The organism is Bacillus sp. FSL W8-0640, assembly GCF_038007725.1.
Lineage (GTDB): Bacteria > Bacillota > Bacilli > Bacillales > Bacillaceae_G > Bacillus_A > Bacillus_A cereus.
On record NZ_JBBOXT010000001.1, the window covers coordinates 1,171,834 to 1,196,258 of the forward strand.

Genomic DNA, 24,425 nt, shown 5'->3' on the forward strand with positions numbered 1-24,425 from the left:
TGAAAGGGTGTGATTACGATATTTATCGCTAAAAGAGAAAACGGAGAGAAAATTCATTTACTCTATAATTTTAATGAAAAGCTTTTGCGCCGTATGCGTCAACAAGAACGATTCTTTTGTGTAGCTTGTGGAAAGGAAGTGCAAATGAAATTAGGGAAACAAAAAAGTTGGCATTTTGCTCATAAAAAAGTGAATTCATGTCTTGCCTTTTATGAAGCGGAATCAACGTATCATATGCACGGTAAAGAATTGTTATATAGATGGTTCAAGCGTCAAAACTTTCAGGTGGATATAGAGTACTACCTTCCAGAAATTAAGCAACGACCAGATGTTTTTGTAGAGAGGGCGGGCAGAAAAATTGCAATTGAATACCAATGTGCAAACCTCGCTATAGAGCAGCTGTACAAAAGAACATATTTGTATTGGCAAGCTGGTATACAGGTCATTTGGATCGTTGGTGGAAATCAATTGAAAAAGCAATCTGCATATTGGATGAAATTTTCCTCACTTATGGCTTTCTCCTTACAATCTTATCCTCAGCCACTTCTTATTTTCTTCTGTCCGAAACAAAAATCATTTATGAAATGTGCATTTGTCACTCCCTTTTCTACAAATGTCTTTTTCTCACATACTATATATTTACCAACTGATACGACTACTTTTGAAATGCTTTTTTCTCCCGTTCCTTTCGGGAAAGAAAGATTGGGTGAAGAGTGGAAGAAGAGAAAGAACTACTTCCGCAAAAATGCCCTGCCGATTTGGAATTATAATTATAAGTCATTATTACGCCTCTTATATCAATTTAAATGTACCCCAGCAAGCTTTCCTTCTGAAATTGGTGTTCCACTCCCTTCTGCATTTGCTTTACAAACAAATCCATTTATATGGCAAGCTTTCCTCTATATGAAGTGTATAGGGGAGCTTGCAGTGGGAGAGTGTATTTCTCTTCAATACGTGTGTAGTTATGTAAAAAGGTATACGAAAAGGCGGATACTTCCGTACTTTTCAAAGCACATATGGAAAGTGGCAGTTACTGAATATATGACATTTTTATGCTATATAGGTGTTTTGTGTAAAGTGGGAACTTATACGTACCGGAAAATAAGGGATGTCGTGATGTTAAAAACAGAGGAGGAAATTATGAAACATGATGAGATTTGCTTAATACATGCGCTATCTTTATTTGAGGCAAATTTTAACATGAGAGGAGGAAAAGGGGATATAATAAAGAATGATTGTGAAGGAATTACATAAGAAAAAACGAATTGTACTTAAGTAGAGATATTTAAAGGAGGGCTTAAAGAATGTCTGAACAAAACAAAGTGAAAGCATTACCAGATCGCAACGAGATTGAAGAAGCAAGTACGTGGCGATTAGAAGATATTTTCCAAACGGATGCAGAATGGGAAAAAGAATTCCAAGCTATTAAAGAGCTATTGCCGAAGTTAACTGAATTTAAAGGGAAACTTAGTGACTCTGCGGACAATTTACTTGAGGCATTGCAATATGAAGATGAAATTTCAATGCGATTAGGTAAGTTATATACATATGCTCATATGCGTTACGATCAAGATACAACAAACTCTGTATATCAAGCATTAAATGATCGCGCAACAAATTTATATTCACAAGTATCTAGTAGCACAGCGTATATTGTTCCTGAAATTTTATCGATTTCAGAAGATACACTGCAAACATTCTTGAAGGAAAATAGAGATTTAAGTGTATATGAACATGCATTAGAAGAAATTACACGTCAACGCCCGCACGTATTATCAGAAGCTGAGGAAGCTTTATTAGCGGAAGCATCTGAAGTAATGAGTTCATCAAGCAATACATTCGGTATGTTGAATAACGCGGATTTAAAATTCCCATCTATTAAAGGGGAAGACGGAGAAGAAATAGAAATTACACATGGCCGTTACATTCAGTTTTTAGAAAGTGATGATCCTCGTGTTCGCAAAGATGCATTTAAAGCTGTATATGAAACGTACGGAAAATTTAAAAACACATTCGCAAGTACGTTAAGTGGAGCAGTAAAACGTAATAATTTCAATGCGCGTGTTCGTAAATATGATTCTGCTCGCCAAGCTGCATTGAGCAATAATAATATTCCGGAAGCAGTATACGATCAACTCGTTGAAACAGTAAATGACAACTTACATTTATTACACCGTTACATCGATATTCGTAAGCGTGCACTAGGACTTGATGAACTTCATATGTATGATTTATATACACCACTTGTACCAGAAGTGAAAATGAATGTGAAATACGAAGAAGCGCAAGACCTTTTATTAAAATCTTTAAACGTACTTGGTGATGAATATGTTGATATTTTGAAAGAGGCATATGAAAATCGCTGGGTAGATGTGTATGAGAATAAAGGAAAACGAAGCGGGGCATATTCATCTGGTGCATATGGAACAAATCCGTATATTTTAATGAACTGGCATGATAATGTAAATAATTTATTTACACTTGCTCATGAGTTTGGTCATTCGGTGCATAGTTACTATACAAGAAAAACACAACCGCACGTATATGGTGATTATTCCATCTTCGTAGCAGAAGTGGCATCTACTTGTAATGAAGCGCTTCTAAATGATTATTTATTAAAAACGACAGAAGATAAGAAAGAGCGTCTATATTTATTAAATCATTATTTAGAAGGGTTCCGTGGTACTGTATTCCGTCAAACGATGTTTGCAGAGTTTGAACATATTATTCATAAGAAAGTACAAGAAGGACATGCTGTCACGCCAGACATGCTAACGGAAATTTACTACGATTTAAATAAGAAATATTTCGGTGACGCTTTAGTAATCGACGAAGAGATTGGTTTAGAATGGTCTCGTATTCCACACTTCTACTACAACTATTACGTATATCAATACGCAACAGGATTTAGTGCAGCGACAGCTCTATCTAAACAGATTTTAGAAGAAGGACAACCAGCAGTAGAACGTTATATTAACGAGTTCTTAAAAGCAGGAAGCTCTGATTATCCAATTGAAGTGCTGAAAAAAGCAGGAGTAGATATGGCATCTCCTGAACCAGTAAAAGAGGCGCTACAAGTATTTGAAGAGAAATTAAATGAATTAGAAGCATTATTATTTGAAGAAAAGTAATGAAAAAAGACGAGGGATTGTATCCTCGTCTTTTTTGTTGAATAGATTTAATGTCGATATTTGTCGAAGAGAAAGGTGGATTTTTTTGTTTTTTCTAACTGAAAGGATAGCTTTACGGCTGATTTTTGAAATTAAAACCCTTTGAATCGTTTTTTATAATTGAAATAAGAGAGTGTGATAACGATGATTCCGAATAAAAGAGGTAAGGCAATAATTTTAGGAAAAGCTTGTAGTAGAGAGAGGATGTACAAGAAAAAAGAAACGATGACAGCTAGAAAGAGAAGAGCAATATAAGATTTTTTCATAAATAAACCCCCTAAATGACCTTTTTTATAGCTTATTCAAAAATGAAAACGTTTAGAATGTGACAAAAGTGTGAAATTCGACAAAAGGGGTTGTCATCTGACGTCGAATCTTGTAATATAATAAGCGTGAACGAATTCACATACAAACATATACCCCTTTGTTTGAACGTGAAAATTTCTCCCATCCCCTTTAATATTTTTATAAGCCGTAAAGAAGAAGACCTGGTGTTTACACCAGGTCTTTTTCTTTTGCTATCCATTTCCAATAACGTTCGCATTTTACTTCTATCATTTGTACTTTTCGTTTCAGTTGTAATTTTTTTAGTTCGCGTTCAATTTCTTGTTGCGGACAGTCATAAATAAATGCTACTTCTTTTGAAGATATAAATTGTGTTGCTTCTAGTAGCACTTCTAAAGGTGGTAATGGTTCTGGCTCAATTTCACATTTTACAAGTTCTTTCAATAATTGTACGTATACATCGTAGGAATAATTTCCAGCGATTTTAATACCTTCTTCATCTGAGTTCGCATGAAAAAAGACGAGGGAAGGTATTTCTGTAATATGCATTTCATTCGTGAATTTCAAGTCACATTGGAAAGCTTTTTTTGCACTAGCAGAATGTAGATCTTTTTTAAATTCTTCTACATCAATATTGCTATCTCTCGCACATGCAAGTAATAGTTCGCAATCAGGGTTTGATACATTTTCAAGGAAAATGTATTCTTGGAGTTTTCGCAAAAACTTCGAACCTGCTTTTCGGCCTTGCAACTCCGCTGCCTTAATTGCCATCGAAACTAAATATGGTGTTGACGATGCTTCTTGCATATGTACCTTTCCATCACATGAAAAACCTTGTAAACTGGTTGTCTTTTCCCACACAAATCGAATATTAGCAGGTTTATTCCATTTGTGTGAGGAAGCGTTCGTTCCATCCACTTTCCCTGTTACGATATGACGAATAGAGAAGTATTTCCCGTATTCAAGCCATAGTTTAATAATAAAAGGCTCAATTTCCCAGCAATCTTTACAAAGTGGATCAATAAATAAATATGCTTCTACAGACTTATGCTCGCATGCGGAAGGAGATGGCATATTTATATGCTTTGCTTCCTGCTTATCCATTACACTTCACCTGTTTCGTTTGGAGTATTAACCATATGCTGAGCGGTTAATGCTAAACGTTCAAAAACAAACTCTCTTATATGACCATGCACTCCAGTATCATCCATTGCTTGCTCCATACATGATAGCCAAGCCTCTGCTCGTTTTGGGGTAATCTCAAACGGGAGATGGCGTGCTCTTAACATAGGATGACCATGTTCTTCAGTGTACAAATTAGGACCACCTAAATATTGGGTTAAAAATTGCTTCTGCTTCCTAGCGGTTTCTGTTAAATCTTCCGGGAAGATGGGAGATAAGTCAGGGTGTTTACTGACATAGGAATAAAATGTATCTACTAATATTGCAATGCATTGTTCACCGCCAATTGCTTCAAATGGTGTCATCGGTTGCTTGCTCATCCTTTATAAACTCCTTTTTCCATGAAATGTATATCTATTGTAGCAATGGAATGTTCGAGAGGGCAAATAAACAGCCTTCTCAAAGATTCTTTGCTTATTCTACGGGTGTAACCTTTTTAGTGAGATGTATCCACTAGTGAAACATATTCACTAGTGGAATTTTCACTTTAGCGTGCTTTGTTTTGTTTGGCAAGGAAAAAGCGTTTTACTTTGTTATTTGTATGGCGAACAGGTATGTTATGTTGCGTTAATAAATCAATAAATGCAGCTTTTCCTGTTTCTTCATCTTGCACTTCAAATTCAATTTCATAATCATCGTGATTGTAATAGAAACTATGATCAAAGACAAGCGTTCCGCCTTTAAATAATGTTTCTGCTCTTTCTGTTGTTAAACTACCCATATATGTTAAAGCAGAAACAGGAATTTGTAATTTGTGTAATTGATCTACTACTGCTCCTTGAATGATTGTGTTTGTTTCCATCATCATTTTTGCTTTGTCTTCTGTTACGACTTGATGCGTTTCTAATAAACCGATTTCTGCAGATTGTTTCAACGTTAACGTATAAGTTTCTCCTTTATGACGAATACGAAGTGCAGAGCCAGCTTCTTTTAACGAGAAGTCAGGTGTTTCAAAGTAGTGATTCACTTGTTTTGTAAATGCTTCAATAGAAAACGATTTACATAATGTATCGAATTCTTCTTTTGTAACGATATTTTTGAATTCAATTTCAATTTCTTGTGTCATTGTATAATCTCCTTTTGAAAAATAATTCTTTACACATTATCGCTTTTTCATAAATTTGGTTCAATGTTTTATTTGTTTGCGTCCATGTTATGATACAATAATACTGTTAAGTAAGACAGGAAGTTGAGATGGAGGAGTTAGAGCATGCAAAATAAAATCCAAGTTAAGAGCGTAGAAAAGAGAGAGAATGCTCTTATTTTTTGTGCGGAAAATAGTGAAATAGAGGTAAAGGAGTTAAGTGCGCGTAATCACGTACTTGTAGACTCAGACAATTTATCATTTTTATATATCTTAGAAAATGAATCATCTTTCATTTATGTAAGTATTCCGCACACATGCTGGGAAGCAATGCATGAAGCGATGAATAACGATGTGGTTATGTTCGTTCGCGTGAATGACATTGAAATGGAATTAGAAGGATTAAAAGAAGAAGTAGAATATTTAGTTGAAAATATTGAAGGTAATGCAAATTACGGAGAAGAACTAGTAACTGCTGTAGAAAAAGTATTTCTATAAGCAAATGGATTGATTTTGGTGGTGGTTGAAATGAATCGAAATTGGGAAGAATTTTTAGCACCTTACCACCAAGCGGTGGCAGAGCTGAAAGTGAAACTAAAAGGAATGCGTACTCAATTTGCAATGTTAACAGAGCATTCTCCAATTGAGTTTGTAACAGGAAGGGTAAAGTCGGTTGCAAGTATTATTGATAAAGCGGAGAAGAGAAATGTACCGCTAGACCGATTGAGAGAAGATATGCAGGATATTGCTGGGCTTAGAATGATGTGTCAATTTGTTGATGAGATTAAGCCTGTTGTAGAATATCTTCGAAAACGAAATGACTTTGAAATCGTGGAAGAACGTGATTATGTTACGCAAAAGAAAGATAGCGGTTATCGTTCTTATCATGTTGTCATTAGTTATCCTGTTCAAACGATTCAGGGTGAACAAAAAGTATTGGTAGAAATCCAAATACGCACGCTAGCAATGAACTTTTGGGCAACAATTGAGCATTCTTTAAATTATAAATATAGTGGACGTTTTCCTGAAGATATTAAAATAAGGTTGCAACGTGCAGCTGAAGCGGCGTTTTTATTAGATGAAGAAATGTCTTCTATTCGTCTTGAAATTCAAGAAGCGCAAAAGGCTTTTTCAAGAAAGCAAGAAACGAAAGATTCTGAATCATAAACTAAAGGGTGTTGGGCGATGAAATTTACAATTATGTCAAAGGGAGATCAATCATCAGATACACTGGCAAGCACGATGAAAGAGTACTTGCTAGATTTTGGATTTATAATGGATGAAAAGGAACCCGATATTGTAATTTCTGTTGGGGGAGATGGAACGCTTTTATATGCGTTTCATCGTTATTATAATCGATTGGATGAAACAGCATTTGTTGGTGTACATACAGGACATCTAGGTTTCTATGCAGATTGGTTACCGACAGAAGTAGAGAAATTAGTAATTGCAATTGCGAAAACACCATTCCAAGTGGTGGAATATCCGCTTTTAGAAGTTATTATTCGCTATGTGAATGGAAGTAAAGAGTCACAGTATTTAGCGATGAATGAGGCGACTGTAAAAAGTGCAGAAGGTACATTAGTAACAGAAGTAGAAATACGCGGAGAATATTTTGAAACATTCCGCGGAGACGGCCTTTGTATCTCTACTCCTTCAGGAAGTACCGCGTATAATAAAGCGCTTGGCGGAGCGATTATTCACCCATCTATTGAAGCGATACAAATTGCAGAAATGGCGTCCATTAACAATCGTGTATTTCGTACTGTAGGATCGCCACTTGTATTGCCGAAGCATCATACATGTGTGTTAAAGCCAGCTGCAGGAATGAACTTACAAATTACAGTGGATCATTTAACGATGGTTCATCAAGATGTGAAATCAATCCAGTATCGCGTCGCAAACGAGAAAGTACGATTTGTTCGTTTCCGTCCATTCCCGTTCTGGAAACGAGTTCGTGACTCGTTTGTTGCAGATAAATAGAAAGGGTTATATATTTGAACAGATTTACATTGAAATGGGATATAGGTCCGGCTGAAGAGGGAACTTTAGTTAGGGAATTTTTGAAAACGAAATGTATTTCTAAAGCCGCTTTAACGGATATAAAGTTTCACGGCGGGGCAATTGAAGTAAATGGTCAACATGCGAGTGTTCGTCATCAGTTGCGTGCTGGTGAAGAATTACGTGTCTTTTTTCCAGTTGAGGAAAGAAGTGAAGGGATGATGGCAGAAGATATCCCTTTAAGCATTGTATATGAAGATGACGCGGTTCTTATCATTAATAAAGAGGCGAACATGTCAACGATTCCGTCTAGAGAACATCCGACAAGGAGTGTTGCCAATGCGCTTTTATCTCATTATGATAAGCAGCACCTTGCAAGTACAGTGCACATCGTAACACGTTTAGATCGTGATACTTCGGGGCTTATGCTTATTGCAAAAAATCGTTTCGTGCATCATCTTTTATCGAAGCAGCATCAACAAAAAGCTGTGAAACGAACGTATGAAGCAATTGTTCACGGAAAGATTGTAGAACGAGAAGGAATGATTGACGCACCAATTGGTCGAAAATCTGATAGCATTATTGAGCGAACGGTTTGTGAGGATGGACAAAGGGCAGTTACTCATTTTAAGGTAATTGATAGTACATATCATAAGACACATGTAGCGCTTGAGCTTGAGACAGGAAGAACGCATCAAATTCGTGTGCATATGGCTCATATAGGACATCCGTTACTTGGTGATAGCTTATATGGAGGGAGAAGGGATGAAATGAAACGGCAAGCACTTCATAGTAAATCTTTGACGTTTTATCATCCTATTTTAGAGAAAGAGATGTCTTTCACTATAAAGCTTCCAAGCGATATGCAAGAAGTGTTGCGGCATACTTAAAAAGGGGACAAAATTCTTATATTATAAAGAATTTTGTTCCCTTTTTTCTTAGCGGAATAATATTAAAATTTGGTTTTCACCCGTACGCTTTATAACGAAAAATCCACTTTCGGCTTTTGTAGCAATGCCATTGTCATTTGGACGACAATATCCATGTGCTTCGCAAGTGCCGTCATCACGTACTAACATTTGTCCAATTAATCCGACAGGAAGCCACTCGGCGCGATCTTTTCTTGCTACATATTTGCAAGTTGGATCCCATTCTGTATTTAAAAGAGGTTGTATTTCTTCGGCTTCCGTCCATACATATTGGCGTTTTCCAAAGTTATCTGTTTTATAACGTTTTTGCCAACTTAAAGCCCCGCTATTTCCTATAAGGGCAGGGGTTGCACTAGATATTCCTAAAATGAACGAATCGCGTGAAGTAGCTATCCGAATTTTTTCTTCGTTACTAAATGTAACGAAATAACCGACATCAATAGGTTTATAACCTTCGGTTTCAAACATTTGTGCAAAATCCGTTCCGCTTGCATTGTAAGACGCGCCCTCAATGTACATTTCTCCATTATGAGCAAGCCATTTAGCCCCGATATTATGATCGGTGTCGCTTACACCATTTGCAATAAACCAAGAATAAGCTTCTTCTGCAGTGCCGAAGCGCCCCATAATATGGCTACCTGCAAAATGAGCTGTTGATGTATGATGACCTTCCGCATGAGAAGAGGATCCGTTAGCGATAGTTGCGTTTCCTTCTGCGTGTGCTGCTTCGCCTAAAGCAATTGTCTGTTTACCCTCCGCATGAGAATAAGCCCCGCCTGCTGTCGTTTCACTTCCCTCACTATGCGAACTATGTCCAGTTGCTTTTGAGTTTGATCCTTCTGCATGAGAGAAAGAACCTTTTGCGTGTGTTAATAAGCCTTCCGCATGTGCTGCCATGCCCTCCGCATGAGAGTGAAGCCCCTCTGCATATGCATATCGGCCGCCCCTTTTAACTTTTGTATTTTCAGGTGTAGGTGTCTCAATTATGAGTGGTTTTTCAGTTTGTATATCATTCGATGAAGCCAATGCCTCTTTTATTTTTTTTACTTTGTTTATAATAGCAGCTGGAATTTCTGGTTCCACTTTTTTATTTATTGCTACAGAAATATTTTCTGCCGTCTTTTCTTCTGTTTGGTTAGAATGTAGTATCTGTTCATCTTGATTTGAGAGCTGTTTATTTTTTTGTTGCATCTTTATTTTTCTGCGATTGATTATGCGGCTCATCACAGCATTTTCTAAAGAGACATATGTTGGTTTTACTTTGCTTTTTTTTGATGACTCTTGTTCTTCCAGTTCTTCTATCGCTGCAGCCCGAATACTACACCAGTTGTTAATTCCGTACATGGGCAGATATAAAGGGGGAAATTTTCTTTTTTGTTTAGAAGATTTTTTCTTCATTCTGTCACCTCCTGCGACATTATATGTAGTGTAATTAAAAAAAGATGCACTTTATTGCATCTTTTTTTAATTACTTTACCTAGTTTTATATGAGATCTGCCTAAATAATGCTAAGTAAGGTAGTTATGAAATTGGACGGAATTTCTCAGCGACAAAAGGTAAAGAAGAAGGGACAGAGATAGTCTCCATTTCAGGATAACGTAATCCGGTTAATTTGCCACCAAATACAGCACCAGTATCAATATTGACTGTCTGATTGACGAATCGAGGTTCTGCTACTGGTGTATGTCCATATACAATCCAAGCTTGCCCCTTGTATTCTTGCGCCCAATCGCGACGGACAGGTGAGCCATCGGCATGCTTTTCTCCTGTAATATCGCCATATAATACAAAGGTTTGCACTTTTTTATCTCGTCTTCCTATGTAATCTTGCCGAATCCCAGCGTGACATACGATTACTCTTTTTTCATCTAGTATGTGGTAGAGCGGTGATTGTTCATAAAGAGTGATAAACTTTTCTTTTATAATGTTTTGCTTATTAGGAGGAAGTGCCTCATATTCAGCAACAGTTGTTTCAAGTCCGTGAGCGACTGTTACATTACGCCCAAGGAAAAATCGATATAGTTTATTACAGTGATTTCCAGGAGCGTAATAAGCTTCTTTTTTATGTATGACAAGTTCCCATACAATTTCAATCATACGTAATGAATGAGGACCACGGTCTGTAATATCGCCAACGAATGCAAGTTTACGTTGGTCAGGGTGAACCGGTAGACCGCTACGCCAGTTATATCCTAGCTTCTCTGTTAAATTTTGAAACTCTTGGAAGCATCCATGAATATCTCCTATAATGTCATATTTCATATTTAAACCTCCATCGTATTTTTCATTAGTATATCTAAAAAAGGATAGAGATAAAAATATAGCGTTTTTGTGTTGTTCATTTAAACATAAAGATTTTCGTTCTTGAGCGAACATTTAAAATGAATCCAATCGCAATCATGTATGTAAGCAGTGAACTTCCTCCGTAGCTCATAAGAGGTAATGTTATCCCTGTAATGGGAAGTAATCCGATTGTCATCCCGATATTTTGGAATACTTGGAAAGTAAACATTCCGATTGTACCAGCGCAAATGTAACTACCGAAAGGGTCATTACTTTCTAAAGCAATATGAATCATTCGAAAAATGAGTAAGAAAAAAAGAGAAATAATGACACTTGCGCCTAGAAATCCAAATTGTTCAGCGACATTAGTGAAAATAAAATCTGTATGTGGTTCTGGAAAATATACTTGTCCATTTTCCCACCCTTTTCCTTGCATTTCTCCGGATCCAGTCGCTAAGAATGCTTGTCTTAATTGATAGCCTTGTGCATCATATTTGTAAGGTGCTAACCATCCGTAGAAGCGATTTAATTGATATTCTTTTAAAATGTGTGCTTTAAAGAAATCTGTGTGAGTAAAAAAAATATATATTAATGTAGTTCCAGCAACGAAAGTAGCTGAAACTAATCCGAAAATAAAACGCCATCGTATGCCAGAAACTAGTATCATTGCTGCAAGCATCGCTGAAATGACCATTGTATTTCCTAAATCTGGTTCCTTTGCGATGAGTAGTAGTGGTGGCAAACTTGTTGCAAATATTTTTCCAAGTAGTAAAAAATCGTCATGTATCGTTTGGGAAAAATATTTCTCATTATGGTTTGCTATAATTCGTCCAATGACGATAATTAAAAATAATTTCATAATTTCAGAAGGCTGAAAATTTCCGATGCCTGGGAGCCTGTACCAAGCGGTAGCGCCTTTAATTGTAACGGCACCTGGTACTTGAAGTTCTAGTCCAATAAGTAGTACCATTGCAAAGCTGTACAAATACCAAGCAATTTTTTGATAACGATCGAAGTCGATAATCATAATAACACCAATGGCTATAAATCCAATGAAATACCATTGGATTTGCTTTAGTACAAAATTGACGTTTTGTAAAAATGGCGGTAAAGAGGCTTGCGCACTTGCAATAGCACAACAACTAACAATCCCAATGGCAAATAAAATAAATAGTAATACGTAGTCTATTTGATATTGAGAATTTGGATCTTTCAATGTAGGTATTCCTTTCTACTGCTCTTTATAGTAATGGATTTTATCCCGCATTAATGGGCAGTAAGACCCCTACCTCAAAATTCAGCGAAAGCGAAGAAGTTAGGTGGGGGATCAACTGCCCGTAAAAGCCCGATTGGTGAGAGCTGATTAAAGTTTCACTTTATAGTATGAGAAAGAATGTATGAACTATACGAATGATTCACATATAGTCCATACACTTTTAATTTTGCAGAGTAGTTTAATTGTTTAACTCTTTAATAATTATATCCAAACAATGGGAAAGACGTACATGTGCGTCAGGAAAAATATCTAGTTGATGAAGATAGTATTTTAAGGAACTTTTACACCATTGGTAAGCACTAAGTAGAGCTGCTCTATAGTCTGTAGTATTTTGTAAAAAGCCATATTCTTTTGCTGTTATAACGAGGTGTGTGAAATCTTCACAACCTTGAAGGAGCTTATTGTGTATTTGTTGTCCAGCATGGTAGCGAAATTGACTTAAAGGCTCAGAAATGTATATTGCATTTCCTTTAGAAAGTAAAGAAATCCATGAGGCCATATCAACACTACAAGAATATTGTCGCTCTTTAAGGGTGCCAAAAGGTTCAGTGAGCAATTCCTTTCGGAACAAGGTAGTTGTAGGCTCACCGATAATGTTGTGTCCACCCTTTAACATCCAATTACCTAAAAATATCCCGTTTAATGGGGTGTCTTCACTATATAACCTTTGTGTTGGATGGGAATCACCTATTAGATTTCCATGATCATCAATGCGTACTCGATAAGAAGTAACAAGAGCAAGATTTTTATTGGGATCTTGCTCAAAATAGGTCATCATTTTTTGTATTTTATGCTTATAAAACACGTCATCGTCCATTAAAAAATTTATATACTCACCATTTGATTTTTCTATGAGCATAAGGTCATTGTGAAATTGTCCTAGAGTAGGGATATTTCGAATGTATGTTATATTTTTATAATTTGGTAAGTATTGTTCGCGTATTAAAGTTGCTGTTTCATCATTTGTACTATCATCTCCGATGATGATTTCAATATTAGAATAAGTTTGTGCCAATGCACTTTCTAGAGCAATTTTGAAATAATGAGGCCGATTATAAGTGGGAATAAGGATGGAAACGAGAGGTGGATTTTTTTCATTCATCATACATAACTTCCTTTCAGAAGCTTTTTTTTGTAAGAACAATATCTTGGTAACTTGTATATTCATGTCTGCCGCACCATAAACCGTAATGCGGCTTATTGATTATTTCTAGGCCGTACTTATTCAATAGATTGCAAATATCTGTCTCAGGATAAGCAACTGCGAAATTCGGAATATCTTTATTTACAACGTAGCAATTTTCGATTCGATGATAAAAACCTAATGTACTTTGTCCTGCATTTAAATAATAGGACGATTCAGGATTTATAAGAAAGAATGTAATGAAACATCTCCCGTCTTTTTTTAATACACGTACAATTTCAGATACGTAATGTTCTAATTCTTTTGGGAGAAGATGCGTAAATACAGAAGTTAAAAAGATAAAATCGAATGTCCCGTCTTCATAGGGGAAACGATATTGAGAGGCATCTTCTTTTCCTTCTGGATTATAGAATTGATTGTATATGTCAACATGTTCAAAGTGAAAATTATTACGCATAGTTGAAATGTTATTTTGACACCAAGTAATTCCATCTTTAAACAAATCAAATCCATAATACGCTCCATCATCATTTAAGTAATTCAATAATGGTACAGCCATTCGACCGACGCCGCAGCCTACATCTAATACTTTTTCATTTGGTTTTAAAGCGCCAATTTGAATAAAATGCTTTAGGAACTCTTTTCCAACTTTTTTGAAGTCGCCACCTACATATTGGACGAGTTCAGGAGGGGGGAGTAAAGTCATTTCTTTGTTAAGTTCACTCATGAGTATACCCCTTTCTTGTATGAGAAGATGCAGTAAATCTATTAATAAAATTTTCAATTTGTAGTGAGAGAACACAGGAAAACAATTGTTATATGTAAGGAGATTCCGAAAAAGAATACTTAATTGGATTAGAAGTGAGAGAAGGATGAGTGAAAATGAAATCTCCTATAGATTAAATCTTTTTTATTCTTTTCTCCAATAAACGCCAAATACATCAATTTTAGTAATAGGGGCTTTTAAATTTCGTTGGTTTCTAAAGTCTGTCACAGCCTCAGCGCATGGCGGTAGCCCGTAGTCATCGATAATTATATAGCCACCTTTAGAAACTTTATCATATAAGTTCACGAGACCATCCATTGTGGATTCGTACATATCACCATCAAGCCGTGCAATTGCTATTTTTTCAATTGGTGCTGTTGGTAAAGTATCTTTAAACCAGCCTTTTAAAAATTTCACTTGATCATTTAGTAAATCATATTTTTTGAAATTCTCTTGTACTTGTTCTAAAGAGACGCGTAAATAATCGAATGTGTGCAAATAATCACCGTAATCTTTTGGATATTGTTCTAGATTCGGTGCTGGCAAACCTTCAAATGAATCAGCGACCCACACATTACGATTCGTAATGTTGTTTGCTTGTAAAAAACCATTCATAAAAATGCACGATCCTCCGCGCCATACACCTGTTTCAATAAAATCTCCCTCTATATTTTCACGAACAACGGTTTCCATTGCCTCTTGTAATTGGTTCATACGTTCTCGACCGATCATGCTATGTGCTGCTCTTGGCCAATCCATTCCATCATGGCGTTCACTTTTTGAAACATTTGGTTTTACAATTTTTAAGTTATGGTTTTCAGCATATTGCTTAATGAATAAAGGGAGGGGGACTGTAACTGGCTCGAATTCTAGTTCTTTTGAAATATGTAGAGATGCGGGTAAGTATGCCTCATATTCTAACCATATTTCAAATAAAATGGTCTTCTTTAGCAATTCGAGATAAAGCTGAACAGCAGATTTACTTTCCATATTTGTGCCTCCTGCAAAATGTCATACAACAATATGATTATGTAGATAGCGAATGTTTCATGATTGAATTTGAAATTGAAAAAGCAGTAAAACTGATATCAGTTTTACTGCTAAGTAAAAAATTAAGCGATTTTTTCAATAATAATAGATGCATTTGTACCAACAGCTAATGATAGCCCAAGCCCTGTAACGATTACTTCAATTAATGATGGAGTTGTCGTAATTTGCGTAATTGCTTGAACAACGATAGGTGCTCCAACTGAGATTAAAGTGGCCCCAGTACCTGGAACAGATACCCCATTTACTTGGATTGTAAGTCCTCCTAATAGACTTACTGCTGCAGTGTATACGATAACGGTAATTTTATAGAATCCAGTTTGACTAATTACGAAAGTATCAGGATCTAATTGAGAAATTGCTGTACCAAACTGAGATCCAACAGTATTAAATGGTACTGGAGCATTAAGTCCAATATCCAAAGAAATCCCAGCGGAGTTAAATGCATACAATCCTGCTGGAAGCCCTAGTCCAGATGGTCCAGTCGGTCCAGTCGGTCCAGTAGCCCCAGTCGGCCCCGTAGGTCCAGTAGCCCCAGTGTCACCAGTCGGCCCTGTAGGTCCAGTAGCCCCAGTGTCACCAGTCGGCCCCGTAGGTCCAGTAGTCCCAGTGCCACCAGTCGGCCCCGTAGGTCCAGTAGCCCCAGTGTCACCAGTCGGCCCCGTAGGTCCAGTAGTCCCAGTGCCACCAGTCGGCCCCGTAGGTCCAGTAGTCCCAGTGCCACCAGTCGGTCCTGTAGGTCCTGTAGGTCCCGTAGGTCCAGTTGGCCCAGTCGGTCCAGTTGGCCCGGTAGGTACAGTCGGCCCCGTAGGCCCCGTAGGTCCAGTCGGCCCGGTCGGCCCAGTCGGAAGGGTAAACGGTGGTATCGGTGGTAATGTAGGTCCTACAAGATTAGGGTCAAATGCACTAGCTGATAAAGATTCATCGGGATTTAATCCATTTGAATAATTATTATTTGACATAAATTCACCTCCATAAAGCGTTCATTATATAGTAGATGCAAAACCGAAAGAAAATGACACGGACATTTGAATTATTGAAAAGAAATCTTAAACTACTTGAACAATTTAAAAAAATGGAAAGTTTAGTATATGTATAACATATGATTGATTTGGAAGAGGGTGATTATGTTGAACAAGCAAGGAATTACAATTAGTTTATGTATGATTGTTCGAGATGAGGAGGAGACAATAGCCCGTTGTTTAGAAACAGTTGAAAAAATTGTGGATGAAATTATAGTAGTTGATACAGGTTCCGTCGATCGAACGAAAGAAATCGTAGAGAAATACACTTCTAACATATATGATTTCCAGTGGATTGATGATTTTGCAGCAGCAAGAAATTTTTCTTTTTCAAAAGCGACGCAAGAGTATATATTGTGGCTAGATGCAGATGATGTCTTATTAGAAGATGCTCAAGAAGCATTGAAACTTTTAAAAAGAGAATTAGATCCTAAAATTGATGCTGTTTCGATGCCTTATCATCTTGCAATGGATTCTAACGGGAAACCTTTATACTGTACAAAAAGAAATCGACTTGTAAAGCGTGAAAAACAATTTCAATGGTTTGGAAAGGTTCATGAGTATTTAGCTATTTCTGGTGAGGTTTTTAGTAGTAATGTTGCTATTACACATAAAAAAGAAAAAAAAGTAACAAATCGTAATTTGAAAATTTTTCAAAATACTGTAGCGGCAGGTGAAGAATTAAGTCCGAGAGATTTATTTTATTACGCAAATGAATCTACGGATAACCAAAAATATGATGATGCAGTTCTTCTATATGAAACATTTCTTAATCAAGACGAAGGATGGTATGAAGAGAAAATTTATGCATGTGGTAAGTTAGGAGATTGCTATGCAAAGCTAGGAATGTGGGAGAAGGCAATCGAATCTTGTGTGAAGTCGTTTCGGTATGACGTCCCTAGAGGAGAGAATTGTACAAGAATAGGATATATATATATGGAACAAGAAAAATATAATGAAGCGATATTTTGGTTTAAACTTGCTACGGAAGTACCAATGGCAACGGAAAGTCCTTTCCATAGTCCAGCTAGCTACACATGGCTACCCTATTTACAAATGTGTATTTGTTATAGCAGGTTAGGGGAGCAGGATAAAGCGTATTATTACAATGAATTAGCAGCTTCTTATGTTCCGAATAATGCTGCAATTGAATATAACCGTAAATATTTTCGGGGAGTTTTTGATAAACCATATAAAGTGTAATAGGTTTCGTTTTTTAGAAATGATTTATCGCTATTCTAACTCTAATAGATTGGTTATATATTAGAGTATCAGTAACGTAACCAATATAAATAAAAGATTTTATACTGCTATTTGCGGGCTAATAATCATTGGGGGATGAACAAAATCTGCACTTTATAGAATTCATATGAGATTTATATTTCTAATTCAATTTGCATAAGGAGTGTGTGAAATGAATCGCGAAAAAAGTTCTTTATATGAAGAAAAATCCGAGCATTATTATAATGCAGCGAATCCGAATTTATTAAAGCATATAAAAAAGGAATGGAAAGAAGTTCTTGATATTGGTTGCTCGAGCGGTGCATTGGGAGCAGCTATTAAAGAAAACGGTACACGTGTATCAGGAATAGAGGCATTTCCAGAGGCGGCAGAAAAAGCGAAGGAAAGACTAGATCATGTTATTTTAGGGGATATAGAAAAAATAGATCTTCCTTATGAGGAGGGGCAATTTGATTGCGTCCTATTTGGGGATGTATTAGAGCATTTATTTGATCCGTGGGCTGTGATTGAAAAGGTTAAGCCATATATAAAGCAAAATGGTGTGATTTTAGCAAGTATACCAAACGTTGCTCATATTTCAGTATTAGCTCCCTTACTTGCTGGAAATTGGACGTATACAGAATATGGTTTATTAGATAAAACACATATTCGTTTCTTTACATTCAATGAAATGCTAAGAATGTTTTTAAAAGCAGGATATTCAATTAGTAAAGTAGATCGTGTATATGTTGATCATAAAATGTATGAGCCGCTTATTGAGGAGTTATATGGAATTTGTAAAAAATATCGTCTTGGAAGTGGCTTCATGGCTGAGACAGTTGTATTTCAGTATATTATTGAAGCTGAAAAATCACAATTATGAGTGCTGCAGACAAAACAATATTATTTGTTACATGCATAAATGATCGGAAATTGTATGCAAACTGCGTGCGACATATATTGCAATTGTTAGTACCGCCAGGGTATATTGTCCAATTTATGCCGATTCGAAATGCGAAAAGTATGACGAGTGGATACAATCAAGCCATTTCGCATCCAGCGAAGTATAAAGTGTATTTACATCAAGATGTTTTTATTATAAATAGGGCTTTTTTATACGGATTACTTCAATTATTTGAGGAACATGAAAACCTTGGGATGATTGGGATGGTTGGAGCGCAATATGTTCCTCCGACTGGCGTATGGAACGAAGGGCGTGGAATTGTAGGAAAAGTCATTGGTTATATGAATGATTTGTTTTATATGGCAAGTTTAGAACAACCGTATCATGAATCAAAAACATTTATTCCTGTAGAATGTATTGATGGTTTATTAATGGCGACACAATATGATGTTCCGTGGCGAGAAGACTTATTTGACGGATTTGATTTTTATGATGTATCTCAATCATTTGAATTTAAAAAAGCAGGATATACAGTCGGTGTACCTGTACAGCGCGATGCTTGGTGTATCCATTATCATTTTGATGTGAATATGACGAACTATGAAAAGTATCGGAAAATATTTGTGGAACACTATATGTCAGATGTAAATAAGGAAGAATAAAAGGGGGGACAAAAATGAAAGATCATACAATATTAGTCGTTGTTTGTGTAAATAATGAGGAGCTTTTCAAACAATGTGAGAGCCAAATAAGAAACATTTTTGTTCCCTCTGGTTATGTCGTGCAAATTTTTCCGATACGAGATGCGCAAAGTATGGCAAGTGCATACAACCGAGCCCTTTCATATCCAGCGAAATACAAAGTGTATATACATCAAGATACATATCTTATTAATCGAGACATGTTTTCTACACTTATATCTCTTTTTAAAGAAAATGAAAAGCTTGGTTTAATAGGAGTCGCTGGGGCTCAGTTTTTACCGAATAACGGGATATGGTGGGAAGGAAAAAATTTAGTAGGGAAAGTGATTGAGTATAGAAGACGGAATTATCAATTATTAAATTTAGATCAGGTTTTTTATGGTAATCAACCATTTTTGTCAGTTCAGGCAATTGATGGTTTATTCATGGCAACGCAGTATGATATTCCGTGGCGAGAAGATTTGTTTCAAGGGTTTCACTTTTATGATGTGTCACAGTCTTTAGAGTTTCAAAGGGCTGGTTATTTAATTGGTATCCCAAATCAAGCAAATTTATGGTGTATTCATTACAACGGGGATGAGTTTGATGCGGATACATATGAGAAGTACCGGAAAGTGTTTGTAGAACATTACAAAGATATATTATCTCCATCATAAAGGAGAGATGAAAAGTGAAAGGAATTATTTTAGCAGGTGGTACTGGATCGAGATTATATCCAATAACGAAAGTAACGAATAAACATTTACTTCCTGTTGGTCGGTATCCGATGATTTATCATGCGGTATATAAGCTAAAACAATGCGATATTACAGATATTATGATTATTACGGGTAAAGAGCATATGGGGGATGTTGTTAGCTTTTTAGGGAGTGGTCATGAATTTGGAGTGTCCTTTACGTATCGTGTGCAAGATAAAGCGGGCGGGATCGCACAGGCGTTAGGGCTTTGTGAAGATTTCGTCGGGAATGATCGTATGGTAGTTATATTAGGGGATAATATTTTTTCAGATGATATTCTTCCGTATGTTGAAGAGTTTGCAAATCAAAAAGAAGGTGCGAAAGTGCTATTGCAATCTGTAGAAGATCCCGAAAGATTTGGCGTAGCACATATTCAAAACCGAAAAATAGTTGAAATTGAAGAAAAGCCGAAAGAGCCGAAAAGTTCTTATGCGGTTACGGGAATTTATTTGTATGATTCGAAAGTCTTTTCTTATATTAAAGAATTAAAACCTTCTGCACGGGGAGAACTTGAAATTACAGATATAAATAATTGGTATTTAAAACGAGGGGTACTTACTTATAATGAAATGAGCGGCTGGTGGACTGATGCGGGAACTCATGCTTCGCTTCAAAAGGCGAATACGTTAGCGCGTGATATTAATTTTGGGAAACAGTTTAACGGAGAATAGGTGAGAATATGAAAGTTGTAGAAACAAATTTTACCGATGCAAAATTGTTAGAACCGAGGTTGTTTGGAGACGAGCGTGGCTTTTTTTCAGAGAGTTATAATAAGCAGGTGCTAGAAACATTAGGGATAACGTATTCATTTGTACAGGATAACGTATCTTATTCGGCTAAGGCAGGAACGATTCGGGGACTACACTTTCAAAAAAAACCGAAAGCACAAACGAAACTCATTCAAGTTATGCAAGGGGCAATTTATGATGTTATCGTTGATTTACGAAAAAAATCACCAACATTTAAACAATGGAAAGGATATATTTTAAGTGCAGATAACCATCGGCAATTACTAGTGCCAAAAGGGTTTGCGCATGGATTTTGCACGCTTGTTCCGCATACTATCGTTATGTATAAAGTAGATGAATATTATAGCGCAGAGCATGACTCAGGATTACTTTGGGAAGATAAAGATTTAGCAATTCCTTGGCCAGTAACCGATCCTATATTGTCCGATAAGGATCAGATATTACCATTATTAGAGGAATATGAAGATAGTTTTTAAGTAGGAGCGTTGTTTATGAATATATTAGTGACAGGTGGGGCTGGATTTATTGGAAGTAATTTCGTTCATTACATGCTACAAAGTTATGAAACATATAAAATTATTAATTACGATGCCTTAACATATAGCGGGAATTTAAATAACGTAAAATCTCTTCAGGATCACCCGAATTACTCTTTTGTAAAAGGAGAAATTCAAAATGGAGAGCTATTAGAACACGTTATAAAAGAGCGAGACGTACAAGTGATTGTAAATTTTGCAGCTGAATCACATGTGGATCGTAGTATTGAAAATCCGATTCCTTTTTATGATACAAATGTAATTGGAACGGTCACTTTATTAGAACTAGTTAAAAAATATTCGCATATAAAACTTGTGCAAGTGTCAACGGATGAAGTGTATGGCTCTTTAGGAAAAACAGGGAAGTTTACAGAGAAAACACCGTTAGCTCCAAATAGTCCATATTCTTCAAGTAAGGCGAGCGCGGACATGATAGCTCTATCTTACTATAAAACATATCAATTACCGGTTATAGTAACGCGTTGTTCTAACAATTATGGACCGTACCAGTATCCTGAAAAATTAATTCCATTAATGGTTACGAATGCACTAGAAGGAAAAAAACTACCGCTATATGGTGATGGTTTAAATGTAAGAGATTGGTTACATGTAACGGATCATTGCAGTGCGATTGATGTTGTTCTGCATAAGGGACGTGTAGGAGAAGTATATAATATAGGTGGAAATAATGAAAAAACAAATGTAGAAGTTGTGGAACAAATTATTACTCTTTTAGGAAAAACAAAAAAAGACATTGAATATGTTACAGATCGTTTAGGGCACGATCGTCGTTATGCGATTGATGCAGAGAAAATGAAGAATGAATTTGATTGGGAACCGAAATACACGTTTGAACAAGGATTACAAGAGACGGTGAAATGGTATGAAAAGAATAAGGAATGGTGGAAACCACTAAAAGATTAGTAAGGGGCATGTTAAATGAAAGAGAGGGTTATCATAACAGGAGCAAACGGTCAATTAGGAAAGCAACTATTTGAAGAGTTAGACTCTGAAGAATATGATATATATCCATTTGATAAAAAGTTATTAGATGTGACAAATATATCCCGAATACAACAAGTGGTACAAGAAATAAAACCACATATAATTATTCATTGTGCTGCCTATACGAAAGTAGATCATGCGGAGAAAGAACAGGATTTTGCGTATAGAATAAATGCAATCGGAGCTCGAAATGTAGCGGTTGCTTCACAATTAGTAGGGGCGAAGCTAGTTTATATTAGTACTGATTATGTATTTCAAGGTGCCAGACCAGATGGATACGACGAATTTCATAGTCCAGCGCCGATAAATATATATGGGGCCTCTAAGTATGCGGGGGAGCAGTTCGTCAAAGAGTTACATAATAAATATTTTATCGTTCGCACATCGTGGCTATATGGTAAATATGGGAATAATTTTGTGAAAACGATGATGCGATTAGGAAAAGAAAGAGATGAAATATCTGTTGTAGCGGATCAAGTTGGCTCTCCTACGTATGTGGCGGATTTGAATATGGTTATTAATAAGCTCATTCATACTTCTTTATACGGTACATACCACGTATCAAACAGAGGTTCATGCTCTTGGTTTGAATTTGCACAAAAGATATTTTCGTACGCCAATATGAAAGTGAATGTATTACCTGTTTCAACGGAAGAATTCGGGGCTGCGGCTGCGAGGCCCAAATATTCTATTTTTCAACATAACATGCTAAGATTAAATGGTTTTTCACAAATGCCGTCTTGGGAAGAAGGATTAGAGCGGTTTTTTATAGAAACCAAAAGTCATTAACAAATTTCTGTTAATGACTTTTTTGTTTGCCTTTAAGCGGTTTTATGGTACTATAATTATAGTATCAGGTACTAATAACAAGTATAAGTATTTCTGGGAGGATATATCATGGAACTATTACAAGGGAAAACATTTGTTGTTATGGGCGTTGCGAACCAAAGAAGTATTGCATGGGGAATAGCTCGCTCTTTGCATAATGCAGGTGCAAAATTAATATTCACATATGCAGGAGAACGTTTAGAAAGAAACGTTCGTGAATTAGCGGACACATTAGAAGGACAAGAATCACTTGTATTACCTTGTGATGTAACGAATGATGAGGAACTTACAGCTTGCTTTGAAACAATTAAACAAGAAGTAGGTACTATTCACGGTGTAGCACATTGTATTGCTTTTGCAAATCGCGATGACTTAAAAGGTGAATTTGTAGATACTTCTCGCGATGGATTTTTACTTGCACAAAATATTAGCGCATTCTCTTTAACAGCTGTAGCAAGAGAAGCGAAGAAAGTAATGACAGAAGGCGGAAATATTTTAACATTAACATACCTTGGCGGCGAGCGCGTTGTGAAAAATTATAACGTTATGGGTGTTGCGAAAGCTTCATTAGAAGCGAGCGTGAAATATTTAGCGAACGATTTAGGTCAACACGGTATTCGTGTTAACGCTATTTCTGCAGGACCAATTCGTACGTTATCTGCAAAAGGTGTAGGCGATTTCAACTCAATCTTAAGAGAAATTGAGGAGCGCGCACCACTTCGTCGTACAACAACGCAAGAAGAAGTTGGCGATACAGCAGTATTCCTATTCAGTGATTTAGCACGCGGTGTAACAGGAGAAAACATTCATGTTGATTCAGGGTATCATATCCTAGGATAAATATAATATTAATTTTTAAAGGACAATCTCTAAATGCTGAGATTGTCCTTTTTATTTGTTCTTAGAAAGAACGATTTTTAACGAAAGTTCTTACCACGTGATGAATATAACTATAATAGTACACGATTTATTTAGCTACGTATGGAAGTGGGAGGGACGAGTGTGAAGAATAAAAATAAAAGTTCAACAGTTGGAAAACCGTTGTTATATATCACGCAAGTAAGTTTAGAACTTGCTGCACCGAAAATCAAAAGGATTATCCTGACAAACTTTGAAAATGAAGATCAAAAAGAGAAAAGTAATAGACAAGAAAATATTGTAAGTAGTGCTGTGGAAGAGGTAATAGAACAAGAACAACAAGAAGAGCAGCAAGTGGAAGAAAAAATAGAAGAAGAAAAAGAAGAACACGCAGAACAAGAAGAGCAAGAACCAGAACCAGTAAGAACTGTCCCGTATAATAAATCATTTAAGGATATGAATAATGATGAAAAAATTCATTTTTTACTAAACCGTCCTCATTACATTCCAAAAGTAAGATGCAGAATAAAAACAGCTACAGTCTCATATGTTGGATCGATCATATCGTATCGTAATGGCATTGTATCTATTATGCCGCAAAATAGTATGAGAGATATTAGGTTGTCTATAGATGATATCCAATCGATTAGTATGGCCGGTTTTTAAATATGTAAAGGTGGTAGAAAGCTTCTACCAC

Annotated in this window: 27 protein-coding genes; 16 read left to right on the plus strand and 11 right to left on the minus strand. The window is 36.3% G+C overall.

Translation table 11 applies throughout. From position 1 onward, the window contains the following. Positions 1 to 9: 9 nt before the first annotated feature. Positions 10 to 1,254 (plus strand): competence protein CoiA, encoded by a 1,245-nt coding sequence (locus N2V80_RS06100; RefSeq protein WP_061655172.1) that lies wholly within the window; start codon positions 10 to 12, stop codon positions 1,252 to 1,254. A gap of 50 nt (positions 1,255 to 1,304) precedes the next feature. After that, positions 1,305 to 3,131 carry an oligoendopeptidase F gene (gene pepF, locus N2V80_RS06105; RefSeq protein WP_000003366.1) on the plus strand — a complete coding sequence of 609 codons (1,827 nt, stop codon included), beginning with the start codon at positions 1,305 to 1,307 and terminating at the stop codon, positions 3,129 to 3,131. Between the two features lie 131 nt (positions 3,132 to 3,262). Here the strand turns inward: pepF and N2V80_RS06110 are convergent, their stop codons facing one another. The 4 genes from N2V80_RS06110 to N2V80_RS06125 form a co-directional block, all read right to left on the minus strand. Further along, a complete protein-coding gene (locus N2V80_RS06110) occupies positions 3,263 to 3,436 on the minus strand; it encodes a hypothetical protein (protein WP_000750355.1) in 174 nt (57 codons plus the stop codon). A gap of 229 nt (positions 3,437 to 3,665) precedes the next feature. Continuing rightward, the gene (locus tag N2V80_RS06115; protein WP_000360656.1) at positions 3,666 to 4,559 is read right to left on the minus strand and encodes a ClpXP adapter SpxH family protein; all 894 of its coding nucleotides are present in this window, start codon (positions 4,557 to 4,559) and stop codon (positions 3,666 to 3,668) included. After that, positions 4,559 to 4,957 carry a globin domain-containing protein gene (locus N2V80_RS06120; RefSeq protein ID WP_000043386.1) on the minus strand — a complete coding sequence of 133 codons (399 nt, stop codon included), beginning with the start codon at positions 4,955 to 4,957 and terminating at the stop codon, positions 4,559 to 4,561. The genes N2V80_RS06115 and N2V80_RS06120 overlap by 1 nt, the downstream gene beginning before the upstream one ends. A gap of 167 nt (positions 4,958 to 5,124) precedes the next feature. After that, complete coding sequence (locus N2V80_RS06125) at positions 5,125 to 5,703, minus strand: CYTH domain-containing protein (RefSeq protein ID WP_061655171.1); 579 nt, start codon at positions 5,701 to 5,703, stop codon at positions 5,125 to 5,127. Positions 5,704 to 5,847: 144 nt separating this feature from the next. Between N2V80_RS06125 and N2V80_RS06130 the strand changes: the two genes are divergently transcribed. From N2V80_RS06130 to N2V80_RS06145, 4 genes are read left to right on the plus strand one after another with little or no spacing between them, the layout of a single operon-like run. Beyond that, entirely contained in the window at positions 5,848 to 6,219 is a 372-nt protein-coding gene (locus N2V80_RS06130) for a UPF0738 family protein (protein WP_001180003.1), read from the plus strand. Positions 6,220 to 6,249: 30 nt separating this feature from the next. Next, entirely contained in the window at positions 6,250 to 6,888 is a 639-nt protein-coding gene (locus N2V80_RS06135; protein WP_001081482.1) for a GTP pyrophosphokinase, read from the plus strand. 18 nt (positions 6,889 to 6,906) lie between these two features. Then, a complete protein-coding gene (locus N2V80_RS06140; RefSeq protein ID WP_000673190.1) occupies positions 6,907 to 7,704 on the plus strand; it encodes an NAD kinase in 798 nt (265 codons plus the stop codon). 14 nt (positions 7,705 to 7,718) lie between these two features. Further along, positions 7,719 to 8,612 carry an RluA family pseudouridine synthase gene (locus N2V80_RS06145; protein WP_001079131.1) on the plus strand — a complete coding sequence of 298 codons (894 nt, stop codon included), beginning with the start codon at positions 7,719 to 7,721 and terminating at the stop codon, positions 8,610 to 8,612. A 48-nt stretch (positions 8,613 to 8,660) separates the two neighbouring features. Here the strand turns inward: N2V80_RS06145 and N2V80_RS06150 are convergent, their stop codons facing one another. The 7 genes from N2V80_RS06150 to N2V80_RS06180 form a co-directional block, all read right to left on the minus strand. Beyond that, complete coding sequence (locus tag N2V80_RS06150; protein ID WP_061655170.1) at positions 8,661 to 10,049, minus strand: peptidase G2 autoproteolytic cleavage domain-containing protein; 1,389 nt, start codon at positions 10,047 to 10,049, stop codon at positions 8,661 to 8,663. Between the two features lie 123 nt (positions 10,050 to 10,172). Continuing rightward, the gene (prpE, locus tag N2V80_RS06155) at positions 10,173 to 10,913 is read right to left on the minus strand and encodes a bis(5'-nucleosyl)-tetraphosphatase PrpE (protein WP_061655169.1); all 741 of its coding nucleotides are present in this window, start codon (positions 10,911 to 10,913) and stop codon (positions 10,173 to 10,175) included. Positions 10,914 to 10,989: 76 nt separating this feature from the next. Next, on the minus strand, positions 10,990 to 12,150 hold the full coding sequence (locus N2V80_RS06160; protein WP_000654700.1) for an FtsW/RodA/SpoVE family cell cycle protein: 1,161 nt from the start codon (positions 12,148 to 12,150) through the stop codon (positions 10,990 to 10,992). A 238-nt stretch (positions 12,151 to 12,388) separates the two neighbouring features. Further along, complete coding sequence (locus N2V80_RS06165; protein WP_002004643.1) at positions 12,389 to 13,315, minus strand: glycosyltransferase family 2 protein; 927 nt, start codon at positions 13,313 to 13,315, stop codon at positions 12,389 to 12,391. A 13-nt stretch (positions 13,316 to 13,328) separates the two neighbouring features. Continuing rightward, a complete protein-coding gene (locus tag N2V80_RS06170) occupies positions 13,329 to 14,081 on the minus strand; it encodes a class I SAM-dependent methyltransferase (protein WP_001292838.1) in 753 nt (250 codons plus the stop codon). Positions 14,082 to 14,264: 183 nt separating this feature from the next. Next, complete coding sequence (locus tag N2V80_RS06175) at positions 14,265 to 15,110, minus strand: TylF/MycF family methyltransferase (protein WP_000444386.1); 846 nt, start codon at positions 15,108 to 15,110, stop codon at positions 14,265 to 14,267. 122 nt (positions 15,111 to 15,232) lie between these two features. Then, complete coding sequence (locus N2V80_RS06180; RefSeq protein ID WP_061139696.1) at positions 15,233 to 16,129, minus strand: BclA C-terminal domain-containing protein; 897 nt, start codon at positions 16,127 to 16,129, stop codon at positions 15,233 to 15,235. 165 nt (positions 16,130 to 16,294) lie between these two features. Between N2V80_RS06180 and N2V80_RS06185 the strand changes: the two genes are divergently transcribed. The 10 genes from N2V80_RS06185 (at position 16,295) to N2V80_RS06230 (ending at position 24,394) form a co-directional block, all read left to right on the plus strand. Beyond that, positions 16,295 to 17,392 carry a glycosyltransferase gene (locus N2V80_RS06185; RefSeq protein WP_000932913.1) on the plus strand — a complete coding sequence of 366 codons (1,098 nt, stop codon included), beginning with the start codon at positions 16,295 to 16,297 and terminating at the stop codon, positions 17,390 to 17,392. Positions 17,393 to 17,603: 211 nt separating this feature from the next. Beyond that, on the plus strand, positions 17,604 to 18,293 hold the full coding sequence (locus N2V80_RS06190; RefSeq protein WP_001078432.1) for a class I SAM-dependent methyltransferase: 690 nt from the start codon (positions 17,604 to 17,606) through the stop codon (positions 18,291 to 18,293). Next, a complete protein-coding gene (locus tag N2V80_RS06195; RefSeq protein ID WP_001271187.1) occupies positions 18,290 to 18,976 on the plus strand; it encodes a glycosyltransferase family protein in 687 nt (228 codons plus the stop codon). Before N2V80_RS06190 ends, N2V80_RS06195 begins: the two co-directional genes overlap by 4 nt. 14 nt (positions 18,977 to 18,990) lie before the next feature. Continuing rightward, positions 18,991 to 19,671 carry a glycosyltransferase family protein gene (locus N2V80_RS06200; protein ID WP_000651529.1) on the plus strand — a complete coding sequence of 227 codons (681 nt, stop codon included), beginning with the start codon at positions 18,991 to 18,993 and terminating at the stop codon, positions 19,669 to 19,671. 14 nt (positions 19,672 to 19,685) lie between these two features. Further along, positions 19,686 to 20,423: a sugar phosphate nucleotidyltransferase gene (locus tag N2V80_RS06205; RefSeq protein ID WP_000676160.1), complete on the plus strand. Its 738-nt coding sequence runs from the start codon at positions 19,686 to 19,688 to the stop codon at positions 20,421 to 20,423. 8 nt (positions 20,424 to 20,431) lie between these two features. Further along, complete coding sequence (rfbC, locus tag N2V80_RS06210) at positions 20,432 to 20,977, plus strand: dTDP-4-dehydrorhamnose 3,5-epimerase (protein ID WP_000869415.1); 546 nt, start codon at positions 20,432 to 20,434, stop codon at positions 20,975 to 20,977. A 15-nt stretch (positions 20,978 to 20,992) separates the two neighbouring features. Then, positions 20,993 to 21,961: a dTDP-glucose 4,6-dehydratase gene (gene rfbB, locus N2V80_RS06215; RefSeq protein ID WP_001024170.1), complete on the plus strand. Its 969-nt coding sequence runs from the start codon at positions 20,993 to 20,995 to the stop codon at positions 21,959 to 21,961. Between the two features lie 15 nt (positions 21,962 to 21,976). Then, complete coding sequence (gene rfbD / locus N2V80_RS06220; RefSeq protein ID WP_000664647.1) at positions 21,977 to 22,831, plus strand: dTDP-4-dehydrorhamnose reductase; 855 nt, start codon at positions 21,977 to 21,979, stop codon at positions 22,829 to 22,831. A 108-nt stretch (positions 22,832 to 22,939) separates the two neighbouring features. After that, positions 22,940 to 23,710, plus strand: a complete 771-nt coding sequence (gene fabI / locus N2V80_RS06225) for an enoyl-ACP reductase FabI (RefSeq protein ID WP_000421886.1) — start codon at positions 22,940 to 22,942, stop codon at positions 23,708 to 23,710. A 141-nt stretch (positions 23,711 to 23,851) separates the two neighbouring features. Next, a complete protein-coding gene (locus tag N2V80_RS06230) occupies positions 23,852 to 24,394 on the plus strand; it encodes a spore coat CotO family protein (protein ID WP_080451010.1) in 543 nt (180 codons plus the stop codon). The last annotated feature ends 31 nt before the right edge of the window (positions 24,395 to 24,425 follow it).